Annotated in this window: 11 protein-coding genes, 1 rRNA gene and 1 pseudogene; 6 read left to right on the forward strand and 7 right to left on the reverse strand. The window is 71.0% G+C overall.

The features are described 5' to 3' along the window. Positions 1 to 85 precede the first annotated feature (85 nt). Positions 86 to 3232 (reverse strand): isoleucine--tRNA ligase, encoded by a 3147-nt coding sequence (ileS, locus tag AC3CF1_RS12740; protein WP_354983354.1) that lies wholly within the window; start codon positions 3230 to 3232, stop codon positions 86 to 88. Positions 3233 to 3541: 309 nt separating this feature from the next. Between ileS and AC3CF1_RS12745 the strand changes: the two genes are divergently transcribed. Then, the gene (locus AC3CF1_RS12745; RefSeq protein ID WP_488450543.1) at positions 3542 to 4561 is read left to right on the forward strand and encodes a helix-turn-helix domain-containing protein; all 1020 of its coding nucleotides are present in this window, start codon (positions 3542 to 3544) and stop codon (positions 4559 to 4561) included. Between the two features lie 387 nt (positions 4562 to 4948). Here the strand turns inward: AC3CF1_RS12745 and AC3CF1_RS12750 are convergent, their stop codons facing one another. Continuing rightward, positions 4949 to 6499 carry an alkaline phosphatase D family protein gene (locus tag AC3CF1_RS12750; RefSeq protein ID WP_488450544.1) on the reverse strand — a complete coding sequence of 517 codons (1551 nt, stop codon included), beginning with the start codon at positions 6497 to 6499 and terminating at the stop codon, positions 4949 to 4951. A 169-nt stretch (positions 6500 to 6668) separates the two neighbouring features. On the opposite strand from AC3CF1_RS12750, the gene AC3CF1_RS12755 reads away from it, so the two are divergent. The 3 genes from AC3CF1_RS12755 (at position 6669) to sigJ (ending at position 9249) form a co-directional block, all read left to right on the forward strand. After that, complete coding sequence (locus tag AC3CF1_RS12755; protein ID WP_355160531.1) at positions 6669 to 7826, forward strand: acyltransferase family protein; 1158 nt, start codon at positions 6669 to 6671, stop codon at positions 7824 to 7826. Between the two features lie 107 nt (positions 7827 to 7933). After that, positions 7934 to 8374: a carboxymuconolactone decarboxylase family protein gene (locus tag AC3CF1_RS12760; protein WP_141910816.1), complete on the forward strand. Its 441-nt coding sequence runs from the start codon at positions 7934 to 7936 to the stop codon at positions 8372 to 8374. Beyond that, positions 8371 to 9249: an RNA polymerase sigma factor SigJ gene (sigJ, locus tag AC3CF1_RS12765; RefSeq protein ID WP_488450545.1), complete on the forward strand. Its 879-nt coding sequence runs from the start codon at positions 8371 to 8373 to the stop codon at positions 9247 to 9249. Before AC3CF1_RS12760 ends, sigJ begins: the two co-directional genes overlap by 4 nt. Before the next feature lie 37 nt (positions 9250 to 9286). On the opposite strand, the gene ndk is transcribed toward sigJ, so the two are convergent. Continuing rightward, positions 9287 to 9712: a nucleoside-diphosphate kinase gene (gene ndk / locus AC3CF1_RS12770; RefSeq protein ID WP_088949743.1), complete on the reverse strand. Its 426-nt coding sequence runs from the start codon at positions 9710 to 9712 to the stop codon at positions 9287 to 9289. A gap of 142 nt (positions 9713 to 9854) precedes the next feature. Between ndk and AC3CF1_RS12775 the strand changes: the two genes are divergently transcribed. Beyond that, a complete protein-coding gene (locus AC3CF1_RS12775) occupies positions 9855 to 11321 on the forward strand; it encodes a VOC family protein (RefSeq protein WP_354983349.1) in 1467 nt (488 codons plus the stop codon). Positions 11322 to 11363: 42 nt separating this feature from the next. On the opposite strand, the gene AC3CF1_RS12780 is transcribed toward AC3CF1_RS12775, so the two are convergent. From AC3CF1_RS12780 to AC3CF1_RS12790, 3 genes and pseudogenes are all read right to left on the reverse strand, one after another. Next, on the reverse strand, positions 11364 to 11864 hold the full coding sequence (locus tag AC3CF1_RS12780; RefSeq protein WP_355160534.1) for a DUF4233 domain-containing protein: 501 nt from the start codon (positions 11862 to 11864) through the stop codon (positions 11364 to 11366). Continuing rightward, positions 11861 to 13194: pseudogene (locus AC3CF1_RS12785) on the reverse strand (bifunctional folylpolyglutamate synthase/dihydrofolate synthase). The gene AC3CF1_RS12780 and the pseudogene AC3CF1_RS12785 overlap by 4 nt, the downstream one beginning before the upstream one ends. Further along, on the reverse strand, positions 13191 to 15809 hold the full coding sequence (locus AC3CF1_RS12790) for a valine--tRNA ligase (protein ID WP_354983347.1): 2619 nt from the start codon (positions 15807 to 15809) through the stop codon (positions 13191 to 13193). Before AC3CF1_RS12790 ends, AC3CF1_RS12785 begins: the two are co-directional and overlap by 4 nt. Positions 15810 to 15878: 69 nt before the next feature. Between AC3CF1_RS12790 and AC3CF1_RS12795 the strand changes: the two genes are divergently transcribed. After that, a complete protein-coding gene (locus tag AC3CF1_RS12795) occupies positions 15879 to 16565 on the forward strand; it encodes a hypothetical protein (RefSeq protein WP_355160535.1) in 687 nt (228 codons plus the stop codon). 126 nt (positions 16566 to 16691) lie between these two features. Here the strand turns inward: AC3CF1_RS12795 and rrf are convergent. Further along, positions 16692 to 16808 (reverse strand): 5S ribosomal RNA (gene rrf / locus AC3CF1_RS12800). Positions 16809 to 16818 lie beyond the last annotated feature (10 nt).

The following is a 16818-nucleotide window of genomic DNA, read 5'->3' on the forward strand; positions in this document are numbered from 1 at the left end:
GCAGATGAGGTGCGAACAGGCGGTGTCACGGTAGCGGACGCCTCCACACTCCGCCGACGGAGGTGTGGAGGCGTCCGTACCGTGCCTACGAACGGCGGACGGTGACCGTCACCCGCTCGCCGTCGCCGACCTCACCGGCGAAGCCGTCGATGCCCTCGGCGAAGTCCACCGAGTCGGCCAGCACCTCCCGGGAGACGAAGTCGACGTACGCCGCCACTGCCGCACGCACCTCGTCGGACGCCGACACCGACACGACGATCCGGTCGGAGACGTCCAGGTCGGCGTCACGGCGGGCCTGCTGTACCACCCGCACCACGTCGCGGGCCAGCCCCTCGGCGGCCAACTCCGGCGTCACGTCGGTGTCCAGCACCACCACGCCCTCGCCGCCGGGCAGTGGCGCCGAGTGTTCGGCGTCGGCGGCGACCAGGCGCAGCTCGTACTCACCCTCGGCGAGGGTGACGCCGGCAGCCACCGGGGCGCCGTCGACCAGCTCCCAGTCCCCCGCCTTGACCGCCTTGATCACCTGCTGCACCTGCTTGCCGACCCGCGGGCCGAGCGCCCGGGGCACCACTGTCAACACCTGCTCGCAGTACGCGGACAGCTCCGCGCTGAACTCCACGGCCTTCACGTTGACCTCGTCGGTGAGCAGGTCGGCGAACGGCCGCAACTGCTCCGCCGCCGGCGAGGCCACTGTCAGCTTCGACAGCGGCAGCCGCACCCGCAGACCCTTGGCCTTGCGCAGCGACAGCGCCGCCGAGGCGACCGCCCGGGTGGCGTCCATCGCGGCGACCAGGTCGTGGTCGGCCGGGAACTCGGTCGCCTCCGGCCAGTCGGTCAGGTGCACCGACCGCTCCCCGGTCAGGCCACGCCAGATCTCCTCCGCGGTCAACGGCGCGAGCGGCGCCACCACCCGGCAGAGCGTCTCCAGCACGGTCCAGAGCGTGTCGAACGCGTCGGCGTCACCGGACCAGAACCGGTCCCGGGAGCGGCGCACGTACCAGTTGGTCAACGCGTCCAGGTAGGACCGGACGGTGGCGCAGGCGCCCGAGATGTCGTACGCGTCCATCTGCGCGCCGACCGTGGCCACCAGCTCGTTCGTCTTCGCCAGCACGTACCGGTCGAGCAGGTGCGTCGAGTCGGTACGTCGACGCGCCTGGTGCCCGTCGGCGTTGGCGTAGAGCGTGAAGAAGTACCAGACGTTCCACAGCGGCAGCAGCACCTGCCGGACGGCGTCACGGATGCCCGCCTCGGTGACCGCCATGTCACCGCCGCGCAGCACCGGCGAGGACATCAGCATCCACCGCATCGCGTCCGAGCCGTACGCGTCGAAGACGTGGTAGACGTCCGGGTAGTTGCGCAGGCTCTTGGACATCTTGCGCCCGTCCGAACCGAGCAGGATGCCGTGGCTCAGGCAGTTGCGGAACGCCGGCCGGTCGAACAGCGCGGTGGCCAGCACGTGCATCGTGTAGAACCAGCCGCGGGTCTGCCCGATGTACTCGACGATGAAGTCACCCGGGTAGTGGTGCTCGAACCAGTCCGCGTTCTCGAACGGGTAGTGCACCTGGGCGAACGGCATCGAACCGGACTCGAACCAGCAGTCCAGCACCTCCGGCACCCGGCGCATCATCGACTGACCGGTCGGGTCGTCCGGGTTCGGGCGGACCAGGTCGTCCACCGCCGGCCGGTGCAGGTCGGTGAGGCGTACGCCGAAGTCACGTTCGATGTCGGCGAGCGAACCGTAGACGTCGAGCCGGGGGTAGTTCGGGTCGTCGGACTTCCACGCCGGGATCGGCGAACCCCAGAACCGGTTCCGGCTGATCGACCAGTCCCGGGCGTTGGCCAGCCACTTGCCGAACGAGCCGTCCTTGATGTGGCCGGGCGTCCAGTTGATCTCCTGGTTCAGCTCGACCATCCGGTCCCGGAACTGCGTCACGGCGACGAACCACGACGACACCGCCTTGTAGACCAGCGGGGTGTCGCAGCGCCAGCAGTGCGGGTACGAGTGGGTGTAGGTGTCCTGCTTGAGCACCACCCCCCGCTCCTTCAGCTCCCGGATCACCGGCTTGTTGACGTCGAAGACCTGCTCACCCTGGTACGGCGGGACCAGCGCCGTGAACCGGGTGTGGTCGTCCACAGTGACGATGGTCGGGATGCCGGCGGCGTTGCAGACGTTCTGGTCGTCCTCACCGAAGGCCGGGGCGAGGTGCACGATCCCGGTGCCGTCCTCGGTGGTGACGAACTCCGCGCCGAGCACCTGGTAGGCGTTCTCCCCGGCCTGCTCGACGAGGAAGTCGAACAGCGGCGTGTAGCGGCGTCCGACCAGGTCACGGCCGTACACCGTGCCGACCTGCTCGAAACCGTCCAGCTCCTTGGCGTACGCGGCCAGCCGCGCCGCGCCGACCACGAACCGCTCCCCGTCGCGTTCCAGCACCGCGTACTCGATGTCGGGGCCGACGGCGAGCGCCAGGTTCGACGGCAGGGTCCACGGCGTGGTCGTCCAGACGCCCAGCTTGACCGGCCCGCGCAGCAGCTCCGGGGCGGACTCGTCGGCGGTCAGCCCGAACCACACCGACAGGGTGGGGTCGTGCCGGTCCCGGTAGACGTCGTCCATCCGGGTCTCGGTGTTCGACAGCGGCGTCTCGCAGCGCCAGCAGTACGCCAGCACCCGGAAACCCTCGTAGATCAGACCCTTGTCGTGCAGGGTCTTGAAGGCCCACATGACGCTTTCCATGTAGTCCAGGTCGAGGGTCTTGTAGTCGTTGGCGAAGTCGACCCAGCGGGCCTGCCGGTTGATGTACCGCTCCCAGTCCTGGGTGAACTCCAGCACCGAGGCACGACAGGCGTCGTTGAACCGGGCCACGCCCAGGTCGATGATCTCCGCCTTGCTGGTGATGCCGAGCTGCTTCTCGGCCACCACCTCGGCGGGCAGGCCGTGGCAGTCCCAGCCGAAGCGCCGCTCGACGTGCCGCCCCCGCATGGTCTGGTAGCGCGGCACCACGTCCTTGACGTACCCGGTGAACAGGTGGCCGTAGTGCGGCAGGCCGTTGGCGAACGGCGGACCGTCGTAGAAGACGTACTCGTTCTTACCGTCGTCGCCGGCCGGGCGGGCCTCGACGCTGGCCTCGAAGGTCTTGTCGGCCGTCCAGTGCTCCAGGACCCGGCGCTCGACCGCGGGCAGGTCCGGGCTCGCCGGGACACCGGCGGCGGTCGGGTCGTGCAACGGATAGGCCATCGGGGGTCGCTCTCCTCATGCAGCTCACTCAACGTGGGTCTGCGAGGACGAACCGTCCGGGGTACGCCTCGAACGGCGCTCCCGGGTGGTCCGCGGTACCACCCCGCTTGGCGGTCAGGATCGACCGCCCGCTCATTGCCGGCTGTGACGGGCCGCACCCGTCCGGTTCTACTGGGTCGGTTGCCCGACTGTTCTTCCGGAGGCTCACCGGTGATGGCCGGGTCATCGCCTTACAGCGCTCAACGATACAAGACCCAGCCGCCGCCCCGCCGCCGAGTAAACGCTCGCGCCGACACCTAGGCTTACCGCGTGATCCGGATCGAGTTGGATGAGTCGACGCTGGCCCGCACCCGGATCGCCACCAGTCCGCTCTGGGAGGTTCTGACCAGCCTGCTGGTGCTGCGCCGCCATCCGGGAGAGGCGCCCTGGCCATACACCGCCTGGGCGCGGCACGCCCGGCGGGTCCTCGACGAGGTGCCGGCGACCGCGCCGGTCCGGCTGCTGACCGCAGGCCTACCGGCACCGGATTTCCTCAGTCCGATTCCCCCGTCGGCCGCGTCGATCCTGGCCGAACAGCTCTCCGAGCTGCGCGCGACGCCGGCTGAGGTGATCGCCGAACAGATCCCCCGCTACTACCACCCGGACGACGTGCCGGGGTGGCTCGGCCCGTTCGTCACGGACCGGCGGGCGACCCTGGACCGGCTCGCCGACGGCATCGAGGCGTACTGGGACGCCGCCATCGCGCCGTGGTGGTCGGCGATGCGGGCGGCGCTGGACGAGGAGGTGCTGCACCGCGCGCGGGTGCTCGCCGCGCACGGTCCGGACGCGTTGCTGGCCGACCTGCACGAGCGGGTGCGCTGGGACAAGCCGGTGCTGACGCTGGTGAAGCCGTCGGAGCAGCAGTTCGCGGCGGTGAACCAGCGACTGCTGCTGATCCCACTGATCTTCGCGCAGGAAGCACTCGTCTGCGCCACCGACCATCCGGAGGTCATCGCCGTCTCCTATCAGGCGCGCGGGGCGGTGGTGCTCGCCGAGGGTGGGTCCGCCTCGGCGCCCCGGACGACACCGGCCACGGATCGGCTGGCGGTGCTGGTCGGGCGAGGTCGCGCCCAGGTGCTGCGGGCGCTGGCGAGACCGGCCACCACCGCTGGCCTCGCGGCCACCCTGGGGCTCGCCCCGAGCACCGTGTCGGAGCAGCTCTCCGCGCTGCTGGCCGCCGGGGTGGTGCACCGCCGCCGGGTGGGCCGGCGGGTGTTGTACGGCCTGGAACCGGCCGGCCTGGCACTGGTGCAGCTCGTCGGTGACGAGCCGGTGAGCGCCTCGGCCTGAGCATTCGGCTCGATCCGAATTCGTTTTCGACCGTCCCGGTCGCTCCTAGCCTGCGATCACGCGCGAACACGCGATCAAGGCGGTCGGGGGTGGGGCGCACGTACCGCAGCCGCAGGGAGGGCTACGACCGCGGCGTCAGGAGGCTAGGCAGTCCGCGGCGTCAACCTGGCGGTTGGCAACGGGGAGCTGTTCGGCCTGCCAGGGCCGAATGACGCCGGCAGAACCACAGCCATCAACCTGCGGAAGAGCTGCTCCATCCCGACCGCCGGAGGGGCCCGGATCTCGACCTGACCAGTCCGCCGCCCTCAGCCCCGTCGATCATGAAGTTGTTGCCCGCCGTGACGGCGTGTCGCGACAACAACTTCATGATCAACGCGCGCCGCAGGGTCAGGGGGCCGGGAGGGTTGTGGTCCAGAGGCAGGCGCCGTCGCGGTCGCGGAGGTGGACCGTGAGGGCCTCCGACTCACCGTCGATGGTGACCTCGCCGAAGTGCTGGAAGCCCTCGGCCGGGGAGGTGTTGGCGCGCGGTGGGGCGTGCACGAAGGCCGCCTGCGGGCCGAACGTGCCGTCCAACGCGTTGGGGCCGAACGCACCGGCGTGCGCCGGGCCGGAGACGAACTCCCAGAACGGGGTGAAATCGCCGACCGCCGCGCGGGACGGGTCGTACTGGTGCGCGGCGGAGTAGTGCACGTCGGCGGTGAGGAAGACCATGCCGGTCACCCCGGCCCGGTGCGTGGCCCGCAGCACCTCGGCGAACTCCAGCTCACGACCGAGCGGCGCACCGGGGTCGCCCTGCGCGACACCCTCCTGCGCACCCGGACCGTCCGGCACCACCACCCCGATCGGCAGGTCGTTGGCGACGACCTTCCAGGTGGCAGTGGAGCGCTTGAGTTCCCGGATCAGCCACTCCCGCTGCTCACGGCCGAGCAGACCGCGCTTCGGGTCGGCGTACGTGTTGCCGTCGTTCGGGTCCTTGTGTGTCCGCATGTCCAGCACGAACACGTCCAGCATCGGCCCGTACGACACACGCCGGTACATCGGCCCGTCGACCGGCACGGGCAGCCACTCGTTGAACGCCTGCCGCGCCCGGGCGGCGAGCACGTCCACCCGCTGCTCGGTGTAGCGCGGGTCGTCCAGGATCTCGCCCGGGTACCAGTTGTTCAGGACCTCGTGGTCGTCCCACTGGTTGATCTGTGGCACCTCGGCGGCGAACTCCCGCAGATGCCGGTCGAGCAGGTTGTACGCGAACTGTCCCCGGTACTCGGTCAGCGTCTCGGCGACCTTGCTCTTCTCCGGGGTGACCAGGTTGCGCCAGATCCGCCCGTCCGGCAGGGTCACCGACTCGACGAGGGGGCCGTCGGCGTACACGGTGTCGCCGCTGCACAGGAAGAAGTCCGGCCGGGTCTTCCGCATCGCCCGGAAGATCGACATCCCGCCGAAGTTCGGGTCGATCCCCCAGCCCTGCCCCACGACGTCGCCGGTCCACACGAACGACACGTCACGCCGCCGGTGGCGACCCGGCGCGGTGGTCAGTGACCCGGTCAGCGGCTCGCTGACCACCCCGTGCCGCTCCAGGCTCTCCACCCGGACCCGGTAGTGCAGCCGTTCGGCATCCGGCAGGCCGCGCAGCCGGACCTTGCCGGTGAAGTCCCCGCCTGGGCCGAGGACCGGGCCACGCAGTTGCCGCGCGCCCCGGAAATCGGGTCGGCGGCTCACCTCGACCAGCATCCGGCCCGGCCGGTCGGCCCGCGTCCAGACCAGTGCCGAGTCCGCGGTCACGTCACCGCTCTGCACGCCGTGGGTGAGCACCGGGCGTCCCGCGGGGCGCCAGGCCGGGGCGGCGAACGCGCCGGCACCGCCCAGCAGCGCGCCGCCGGCGGCTCCGGCGCCGGCCACCAGGCCGGCCCGCAGCAGGGTACGTCGATCAAGCTCGGTCATGCTTCCTCCCGTTCAGGGTTGACCCCGACGGTCTACCGGGCGGAGATGACCGTGATCGGCGGTCCGGGTGACGTGGGTCGGAACGCCGGTTGTCCGGACGGCACGCGCCGCCGGTTGCGAGTGGACGTGGCCGCTTGACGCCGGTGGGGCGTTCACGCAAACTTCGCCGGTGCGTTCGCTTCGGTACGACGAGTTCCAGGCCATGCGTCGGTTCCCCGCCCTGGACGGGCTGCGGGCGGTGGCCGCGATCATGGTCTTCGCCTTCCACTACGGCGGCCCGTCGTGGAAGTGGCTGACCGGCTGGATCGGCGTACACCTGTTCTTCGTCCTCTCCGGCTTCCTCATCACGACGCTGCTGCTGCGTGAGGAGCACCGCTACGGCAAGGTGTCGCTGCGGGCGTTCTATCTGCGGCGGTTCTTCCGGATCATGCCGGTCTACCTGCTGGTGCTGTTCCTGACCTGGGGGCTGGCCCGGCTGAGCGGCAGCGCCGAGACGATCGAACGCCTGATGAAGTACTACCTGCTCTTCCTCAACGAACTCCTGCCCGGGACCGCGCCGTACCTGCACTCCTGGACGATCGGAATCGAGCAGAAGTTCTACCTGTTCTGGCCGGCTATCGCGTTCGTCCTGGTGACCGCCGCCTTCCGCCGCCGGCTGGCGGTCACGGCCGGCCTGCTCGTGCTCTTCATCGCGATGATCCCGCCGGACATCGCCTGGCTGAGCTGGCCGATCCACTACGTCGCCATCCTGCTCGGTTGCCTCGTCGCGGTGGTCATGCACCACCCCCGGGGGTTCGCGCTGGTCCGACCCCTGACCCACCCGGTGACTGCCACCGCCGTGATCGTGGTCTTCATCGCGTTCCAGGCGTCCGTGCAGTACTGGCCGATCCGGTTCGGCCAGGAGGCGCTGATCGGCACCTACGCCGCCGCCGCCGCGCTGCTGCTGCCGCCCCTGCTCTCGCGCAGCGTGCTCGCCCGCGGCCTGGGGCTGCGTCCGCTGGTCTTCATCGGCGAGCGGTCGTACTCGATGTACCTGATCCAGTCCATCGCGGCACGTGTGGCGATCGGGCTGCTGCCGGCGCTGGGGCGGCGCAGCACCGGTGTCTTCCTGGGCGCGGTGGTGGTGGCGCTGATCGTCGCGGACGTGCTCTACCGCTGGGTCGAACTGCCGATGATCGAGGTGGGACGCCGGCTGGCCGCCCGGGTGACCCGGCGCGGGCCGAGCGGCGGCGACGGCACGACGCCCACCCCGCCCGCCGCCGAAGACGTCGAGAGCCCCCGCCCGCGTGAGGTGCTGGCCGACACCGTCCCGGCCGGGCGCGGCTGAGCCACCCGGCGCCACCCGCATGACCCGGATCACAGCCGGGGCTGTCACGGTTGGCCCCGGTCGGTCCGTCGTCACGGTGTCGGAACCGATCAGGGAGGTAGTCAGTCATGCAACGGATGAACACCGCCGAGGTCATGCCGCAGGGATATAGGGCTGTGCTGGGCCTGGAGAAGTACGTCCAGTCGAACGTCGACAGCACCGTCCTGGAGCTGGTGAAGCTGCGCGCGTCGATGCTGAACGGCTGTTCCTACTGCGTCGACATGCACAGCCGGGACGCGCTCGGCGCTGGCGAGTCGAGCCGTCGGCTCTTCGCGGTGGCCGCCTGGCGGGAGGCGCCCTTCTTCGACGAGCGGGAGCGGGCCGCGCTGGCGCTCACCGACGCGGTGACCCGCCTCGGCGACCACGGCGTACCGGACGACGTCTGGGACGCCGCCGCGAAGGTGTGGTCGGAGAAGGAGCTTGCCGACCTGGTACTCGCGATTGCCACAATCAACGTGTGGAACCGACTGGCGATCACCACTCGCACGGAGCCCCCGGCGCAGGTGTGACCACCGAGGCGGCGCAGGCGGCCGGTGCGCTCCAGGCGCACCGGCCGATGCTGCTCGGGCTGGCGTACCGCCTGCTCGGCAGCCGGCACGACGCCGAGGACGTGCTCCAGGAGGCATACCTGCGGTGGCTGGGTGTGGACCGCTCGACGGTGGCCGAGCCGCGCCGCTACCTGTCCCGGGTCGTCACCCGGCTGGCCCTGGACCGGCTGCGGGCCAGGCAGGCGACCCGGGAGACGTACGTCGGGCCGTGGCTGCCCGAGCCGGTGCCCACCGAGCCCTCGCCGTTCGGGCCGTTGGACCGCGCGGAGCTGCGCGACTCGCTGTCCACCGCCCTGCTGCACGTGCTGGAGCGCCTCACCCCGCCGGAGCGGGCGGTCTACGTCCTGCACACCGCGTTCGACCTGCCGTACGCCGAGATCGCCGAGATCCTGGACCGGACACCCGAGGACTGTCGGCAGCTGCACCACCGGGCGGCCGCCCGGGTACGCCAGGAGCAGCGACGGTTCACCGCCACCCGCTCGGAGCGGGAGCGGTTGCTCGACGCGTTTCTCGCCGCCGCCCGCGACGGTGACCTGGCGACGCTGACCGGGCTGGTCGCCAAGGACGCCACGGCGTGGAACGACGGCGGCGGCCGGGCGCGGGCCGCCCGCAACCCGGTCATCGGGGCAGACCGGATCGCCCGCTTCTTCGCCGGGATCTACGGTCCGGGAAGCCGGAGCTGGACGCTGCGTCGGCTGGAGTTGAACGGCGAACCCGGCGCCCTACTCGTCCGCGCGGACGGCAGCCGCTACACGTTGACCGTCACGGCGGCCGACGGCCGGATCACCGGGGTCTACGTGGTGGGTAACCCGGCGAAGCTGCCGTCGGTCGACTGAACCCGCCGCCCGCCAACCCCGTGTCGACGACCCCTGGTCAGCCGAGCTCGGGGAACCAGAGCGCGATCTCGCGCTTGGCGCTGTCCGTCGAGTCGGAGGCGTGCACCAGGTTCTCCCGGTTGGACAGCGACAGGTCACCCCGGATGGTGCCGGCGGCGGCCTTGCGCCCGTCGGTGGCGCCGACCAGACCGCGGACCACGTCGATGACCTGGTCGCCCGAGAGCACCAGGGCAACCAGCGGGCCGCCGGTCATGAAGTCCTTCAGCGGCGGGTAGAACGCCTTGTCGACGTGCTCGGCGTAGTGCTCGTCGGCGAGCGCCGCGTCCATCGTCCGGTGCGCCATCGCGTCGATCCGCAGCCCCTTGCGCTCGAAGCGGGAGAGAACCTCGCCGACCAGGCCGCGGCGGACCGCGTCGGGCTTGATCAGAACGAGGCTGCGCTCATCCGGGCTGTTGCTGGACACGCTGGGTTCCTCCTGTACGCGTTGAACGCTCGAGATCGGTACGGTCAGCGTAGCGACCCGGTCCCGGCGCCGGCGCGGCGGCCGGTCTTTCCCCCGGTGGCCGATCCGGCCTAGCCTGGCCCTGACCCCCGGGAGGTCCACTGTGGCGAATGGCGGGAGCCGGCCCATCGCGCCGGTACGCAAACTGATCGGCACGGTGCTGGGCACCGTGGCCACGTTCGTCGTCCTCTTCGGGCTGGGCATGACCAGTTGGGCCATCGTTGCCCTCGGCGTCGCCCTGCTGGTGCTGGCGATCGCGCTGGCGACCGTGCGCGGCGGCGGGCGCACCTGGGTGGTCGGCGTCGGGCACGTGCACAGCGCCTCCGAACCACCCACCCAGTACGCGTTCGGTCGCTGCGAGCTCCAACTGGTGATCGACGCGCCCGGCCTGCCACCGCGATCCAAGAAGATCATCGAACCACGGGTGCCGGTCTCGAAGTGGCCGTCGCTGGGCCAGACCCTGCCGATCCGGGTCGCGCTTGACGACCAGCGGCATGTCAAGGTCCTCTGGGACGAGGTGCCGACCCACGCCGAGACGGCCGCCGCCGTCGCCGACCTCCCGCCGGAGTTCGCCGACGTCGACGCGGTGGACGAGGTGTTGATCCAGCAGGACGCCCCGCCGTGGGCCGACCGTGGGCCGGACGACGATTTCCGGGACGACCTCCGCGACCCGCTCGGCGACCCGTTCCGCGACCCGCTCGGCCCCGACCCGGTACGCAGCGATCACCTGCGCACCGACCCCCTGCACGACGATCCGCTGCGCGACGACCCGGGCATCGTGCCCGAGGAGCGCGAGCCGGTGGTGATGCACCAGAGCCCGGGCGGCCCGGTGGTGTTGGAGGGCGTCCTCGTCGAGCAGCAGGCCAGTGGTGGGCTGCCCCGACGGGCCACCCCGGCGCCACGCTCACCCGTGGAGGAGCGCTTCGACGAGCCCGACGCCGACCGGTTCGACCTGCCGGAGGACGACCGGGCGACCCCACCTCCCGCTGACCCCGTCGACCCGTCCAGGGCGCAACGCGCCGACCCGCCGCCCGCGCAGCGCTCCGGGCCGGGCGCGACCGACCCACTGGACCCCCTCGACCTCCCGCTGGACGACCCCACCCCGGCCGGGGTGGGCCGCGAGACGGTCACCGACGAGGAGTTGGACCAGGCGATCTTCGGGTTCGACTCGGACGCGACCGCGGATCCGACCGCGCCGATCAGCGGGGTGGGTCTCACCCTGCTGGTGACCGACCTGTCCCGCTCGCTCGGCTTCTACCGCGACGTGCTCGGCTTCACCGAGGTCGACCAGGGCGCCCACAACGCCATCCTCGCCTCCGGCACGACCCGGCTCGTCCTGCGCGAGGTGACCGGGGCGGCGCCGATCAGCCGCCGACTGGTGCACGTCAACCTCGAGGTCAACGACATCGAAGCGGCGTACGAGCGGCTACGCGGGTCGGGCGTCCGCTTCACGTACGCGCCCCGGGTGGTAAACCGCGGCACGAAGCTGGAGGTGTGGGCGGCGGCGTTCCGTGACCCGGACGGCCACGGCATCGCCCTCACCCAGTGGCGTGAACGCGCCGACGCCTGACCCGGCCCGTCCCGCCTCGGGCTGACGGCCGACGGTCGGCCGTCAGCCGAGGATGACCCGGCGGACGTGCAGCGCGTACGCCCAGACCAGGGCGAAGATGATGCCCAGCCCGAGCAGCGACCAGTGCAGCAGACCGCCCAGCATCAGCAGGCCCTGGAGCACGGTGCCGGCATTCCACGCCCACGGGCGGCGCATCATGCCGGCGAGCACGATGGCAGCCACCGCCAGTGCCACCACGACACCGATCGCGGCGCCGCTCAGGTCACCGCCGACCACCCGGACCGGCTGGATCGCCAGCAACAGCACCAGCGCCTCCAACCCGAGGGTTCCCGCACCCAGGCCGCGTACCGCCGCCTCCGGGTTACGCAACCCGGAACGCCGCGGCTGCCCGGCGTCGGGCCCGTCCTCGGGTCGATCGGCCGGCGAGCCGGGTACGGCCTGACCAGCCGGGACGCCGGCCGCGGCCTGATCAGCCGGCGAGCCGGCCGGGGCCTGGTCGGTGGGGTCGTCGGTGACGTGCGGGTCCCGCTCCGGGCCGGTCATCGCTTCAGCAGCCGGCGGGCGTCGGCGACCGTCACCACCGAACCGGTGACCAGCACCCCGACCCCGCTGAGCTCACCGGGAACGTCCTCCTCGGCCAGCGCCACCGCCAGCTCGATCGCGTCCGGCATCTCCTCGGCCGTCGACACCCGCTCCTCACCGAAGATCTCGGCGGCCAGCGCGGCGAGGTCGTCGGTGGGCATCGCCCGTGGCGAGCTGTTGCGGGTGACCACCAGCTGGTCGATCACCGGCTCCAGCAGCTCCAACAGCCCTTCCGCGTCCTTGTCGGCGAGGACCCCGACTACCGCCACCAACTTGCTGAACGCGAACTCCTCCTGGAGCGCGGTGACGGTGGCGGCCATGCCGTGCGGGTTGTGCGCACCGTCCAGCAGGATGGTCGGGGCGTTGCGCACCCGCTCCAGCCGACCCGGGAGCTGGTCGAGGAGAAGCCCTCCCGGACCGTCTCGACGTCGAGCTGCCGCCGACTCCCGGCGCCGAGGAACGCCTCCACGGCGGCGAGCGCCACAGCGGCGTTCTGTGCCTGGTGGGCCCCGTGCAGCGGAATGAACACGTCGTCGTAGACGCCGCCCAGGCCCTGGAGGCTGAGTACCTGGCCGCCGACGGCGACCGCCCGGCTCAGTACGCCGAACTCGCCGCCCTCCCGCGCGATGGTGGCCCCGACCTCGGCGCACCGATCGAGGAGGGGGCCTGCCGCCTCCTCGTCCTGCGCCGCCGCGATGACTGTGGCGCCCGGGTGGATGATGCCGGCCTTGGCCAGCGCGATGTCCTGAATGGTGTCGCCGAGCCACTCGGTGTGGTCCAGGCCGATCGGGGTGATCACGCAGACCCCCGCCTGGATGACGTTGGTGGCGTCCTCGGCACCGCCGAGGCCCACCTCGACCACCGCGATGTCGACCGGCGCGTCGGCGAACGTGGCGAACGCCAGCGCGGTGGTCATGTCGAAGTACGTCAACGGCTCGTCGGACCGCGCGTCGATCAGCTCGGCCAGTGGCTTGATCTCCCGGTATACCGACGTGAACCGCTCCTCGCTGACCGGCTCACCGTCCAGGCTGATCCGCTCCCGGACGGTCTCCAGGTGCGGGCTGGTGTACCGCCCGGTGTGCAGCCCGTGCGCCCGCAACAGCGAGTCGATCATCCGCGCGGTGGAGGTCTTGCCGTTGGTGCCGGTCAGGTGGATCGCCGGGTAGGCCCGCTGTGGGCTGCCGAGCAGGTCGAGCAGTGACTCGATCCGGTCCAGCTCGAAGACCATGCGGGTGAAGCCACGGGCGTTCAGCTCGGCCTCGACGGCGGCGAATTCGGTACGGTCGGTCACGAGGAAAGTGTCTCCAGAGCAGCGTCGATCCGGACCAGGTCGGCCTCGGCGGTGGCGAGCCGGTCGCGGATCTTCGCGACCACCGGCTCGGGGGCCTTGCCGATGAAGGCGGGGTTGTCGAGCTTCGCCCGGGCCTGCGCGACCTCCTTCTCGGCGGCGGCGCGGTCCTTCGTCAGCCGGGCCCGCTCGGCGGCCAGGTCGATCGACCCCCGGGTGTCCAACGCGACACCGACCGCCCCGGGCATGGCCAGCGTGGCGCTGGCCTGGAAGTCGTCCCCGGCCGGGTCCAGCCGGACCAGCGAACGGATCAGGGGCTCGTGGGCGGCGATGCCCGCACCGGTCAGCCCGTCCAGCCGGGCGGCCACCCGCTGCGTCGGGCGCAGCCCCTGGTCGGAACGGAACCGGCGGATCTCGGTGACCACCCGCTGCACACTGATCAGCTCGGCCTCGGCGGCGTCGTCGATCAGCGCACGGTCGGCCACCGGCCAGGCGGCGTTCTGCACCGTCTCGCCGCCGGTCAGCGCGAGCCACAGCTCCTCGGTGACGAACGGGATGACCGGGTGCAGCAGCCGCAGCAGCTGGTCCAGCACGTGCCCGAGCACCCGGCGGCTCGCCTCGGCCCGCTCACCGCCCTCGCCGAGCACCGGCTTGCTCAGCTCGACGTACCAGTCGCAGACGTCGTCCCAGGCGAAGTGGTAGAGCAGGTCACACACCTTGGCGAACTCGTACGCCTCGAACTGTTCGTCGACCTCGGCGGTGACGTGCGCCAGCCGGGACAGGATCCACCGGTCGACGGTGGAGAGCTGCTCGGCGGGCGGCAGGTCGCCAGTGGTGTGCGCACCGTTCATCAGGGCGAAGCGGGTGGCGTTCCAGAGCTTGTTGCAGAAGTTGCGCGAGCCCTGGCACCACTCCTCGCTGACCGGGACGTCCTGCCCGGGGTTGGCGCCACGAGCCAGCGTGAACCGGGTGGCGTCGGCCCCGAACCGGTCGATCCAGTCCAGCGGGTCCACCACGTTGCCGAACGACTTGGACATCTTCTTGCCGTGCTCGTCGCGGACCATGCCGTGCAGGGCCACCACGTCGAACGGCTGCTTGCCGTCCATCGCGTACAGGCCGAACATCATCATCCGGGCGACCCAGAAGAAGAGGATGTCGTAGCCGGTGACCAGGACGCTGGTCGGGTAGAACTTGGCGAGGTCCGGGGTCTGCTCCGGCCAGCCGAGAGTGGAGAACGGCCAGAGCGCGCTGGAGAACCAGGTGTCCAGGACGTCCTCGTCCTGCCGCCAGCCGTCGCCGGTCGGCGGCTGCTCGTCCGGGCCGACGCAGACGATCTCGCCCTGCGGGCCATACCAGACCGGGATCCGGTGCCCCCACCAGAGCTGGCGGGAGATGCACCAGTCGTGCATGTTGTCGACCCAGGCGAAGTAGCGCTTGGACAGCTCGGCCGGCTCGATGCGCACCCGACCGTCGCGCACCGCGTCACCGGCGGCCTGGGCCAGCGGGGCGGTGTTGACGAACCACTGCAACGACAACCGCGGCTCGACTGTCGTCTTGCACCGCGAGCAGTGCCCGACCGCGTGCACGTACGGCCGCTTCTCGGCCACGATCCGGCCCTGCTCGCGCAGTGCGGCCACGATCGCGGGCCGCGCCTCGAACCGGTCCAGTCCCTCGAACGGGCCGGGCACGGTGATCACCCCACGCTCGTCCATCACGGTGAGCGCGGGCAGGTCGTGGCGCTGGCCGATCTCGAAGTCGTTGGGGTCGTGTGCCGGGGTCACCTTGACCATGCCGGTGCCGAACGACGGGTCGACGTGCGCGTCGGCGACGATCGGGATGCGACGGCCGGTGAGCGGCAGCTCGACCTCGGTGCCGATCAGGTGCTGGTAGCGCTCGTCGTCCGGGTGCACCGCCACGGCGGTGTCGCCCAACATAGTCTCGGCCCGGGTGGTGGCCACCACGACCTCGTGGCTGTAGCGGATCGAGATCAGCTCACCGTCGTCGTCGGTGTGCTCGACCTCGATGTCGGAGAGGGCGGTGAGGCAGCGTGGGCACCAGTTGATGATCCGGTTGGCCCGGTAGATGAGCCCCTCGTCGAAGAGCTTCTTGAAGATCGTCTGGACGGCGCGGGTCAGCCCCTCGTCCATGGTGAAGCGCTCACGGTCCCAGTCGACGGAGTCGCCGAGACGCCGCATCTGCCCGAGGATCGCTCCACCGGACTCGGCCTTCCACTGCCAGACCCGCTCGACGAACTTTTCCCGGCCGAGATCGTGCCGGGACAGGCCCTCGGCGGCGAGCTGGCGCTCCACCAGGTTCTGGGTGGCGATACCAGCGTGGTCCATGCCGGGCAGCCACAGCGCCTCGAAGCCCTGCATCCGCTTACGCCGGGTCAAGGCGTCCATCAGCGTGTGCTCGAACGCGTGGCCCATGTGCAGCGAGCCGGTGACGTTCGGCGGCGGGATGACGATCGTGAAGGGGGGCTTGTCGCTGTCGGCGGACGCCCGGAAGTGCCCGTCGGCTACCCACTGCTCGTACCGTCGCTGCTCTACCTCGCCGGGCTGGTACTGGCCGGCAAGGGTCGGGGCTGCGGGGCGGTGGGCATCCAGTCTCTCGGTCACCTGACAAGTCTACGGAGGGCTTCCGCAGACCTGACGTGCGCCACCTGTGGTTCGCGTACGGTGTCGGCTATGTCCGACGCACATCTCACCGAGCGTTCGCTCGACGGCGGTCGCGAGCCGGTCGAGCTGACCGAAGAACCGATCCAGCTGAGCACCCGCGACTCCGGTGGCGACCCGGACGAGCGGTCGGGCGGCTGGTCCCGCCGGCGCAAGATCGCTTGGACTGCCGCCCTGGTGGTCGGCCTCGCCGGCGCCGGGGTGCTGGGTGTCGGTGGGTGGCGGATCGCACAGCAGAAGGACACCCAACTGACGTCGCCCGACCAGGTGGCGGGTCTGGCCCGCGACGACAGTGAGCGGGCGAAGAGCACCGCCGACTACCTGCGCAGCGGTCTGGCGGCGGACATCGAACTGGACCGCAGCTTCGGCACCGTCTACCGGGACCCGGCCGACGACAAGCGCTCGGTCCTCATCTTCGGAGGCACCACGCTGCTGTGGCAGCCGGAACGCGACCTGGACAGTCTCTTCCGCCTCATGTCGGATGAGACCGGTGCGGTGAGCGGCCTCCGCGAGGTACCCGCCGGTGACCTGGGCGGCGTGATGAAGTGCGGCAGCACCAGCGGCGAGGGCGGCGACTTCGCGGTCTGCGGCTGGGCCGACCACGGCAGCGTGGTGATGGCGATGTTCCCGGGACGGTCGGTCGGCGACGCCGGCGGCCTGCTGCGTAACCTCCGCAACGGCATGCAGACCCGGGCCTGACGCGGCCCACCGGCCGCGCCATCGGTTTTCCTGGTGTCGGGCTGTCGAGTGGCCGCGGATCCCACGGTTTTCTGGGGAAACGCAGAAAGAGCCACCCGATAACGGGTGACCCTTTCTGGAAAGATTGTCCGGCGGCGTCCTACTCTCCCACACCCTCACGAGTGCAGTACCATCGGCGCTGGAGGGCTTAGCTTCCGGGTTCGGAATGTAACCGGGCGTTTCCCCTCCGCCATGACCGCCGTAACTCTATGAA

The organism is Micromonospora sp. MGP-C2, from assembly GCF_057766525.1.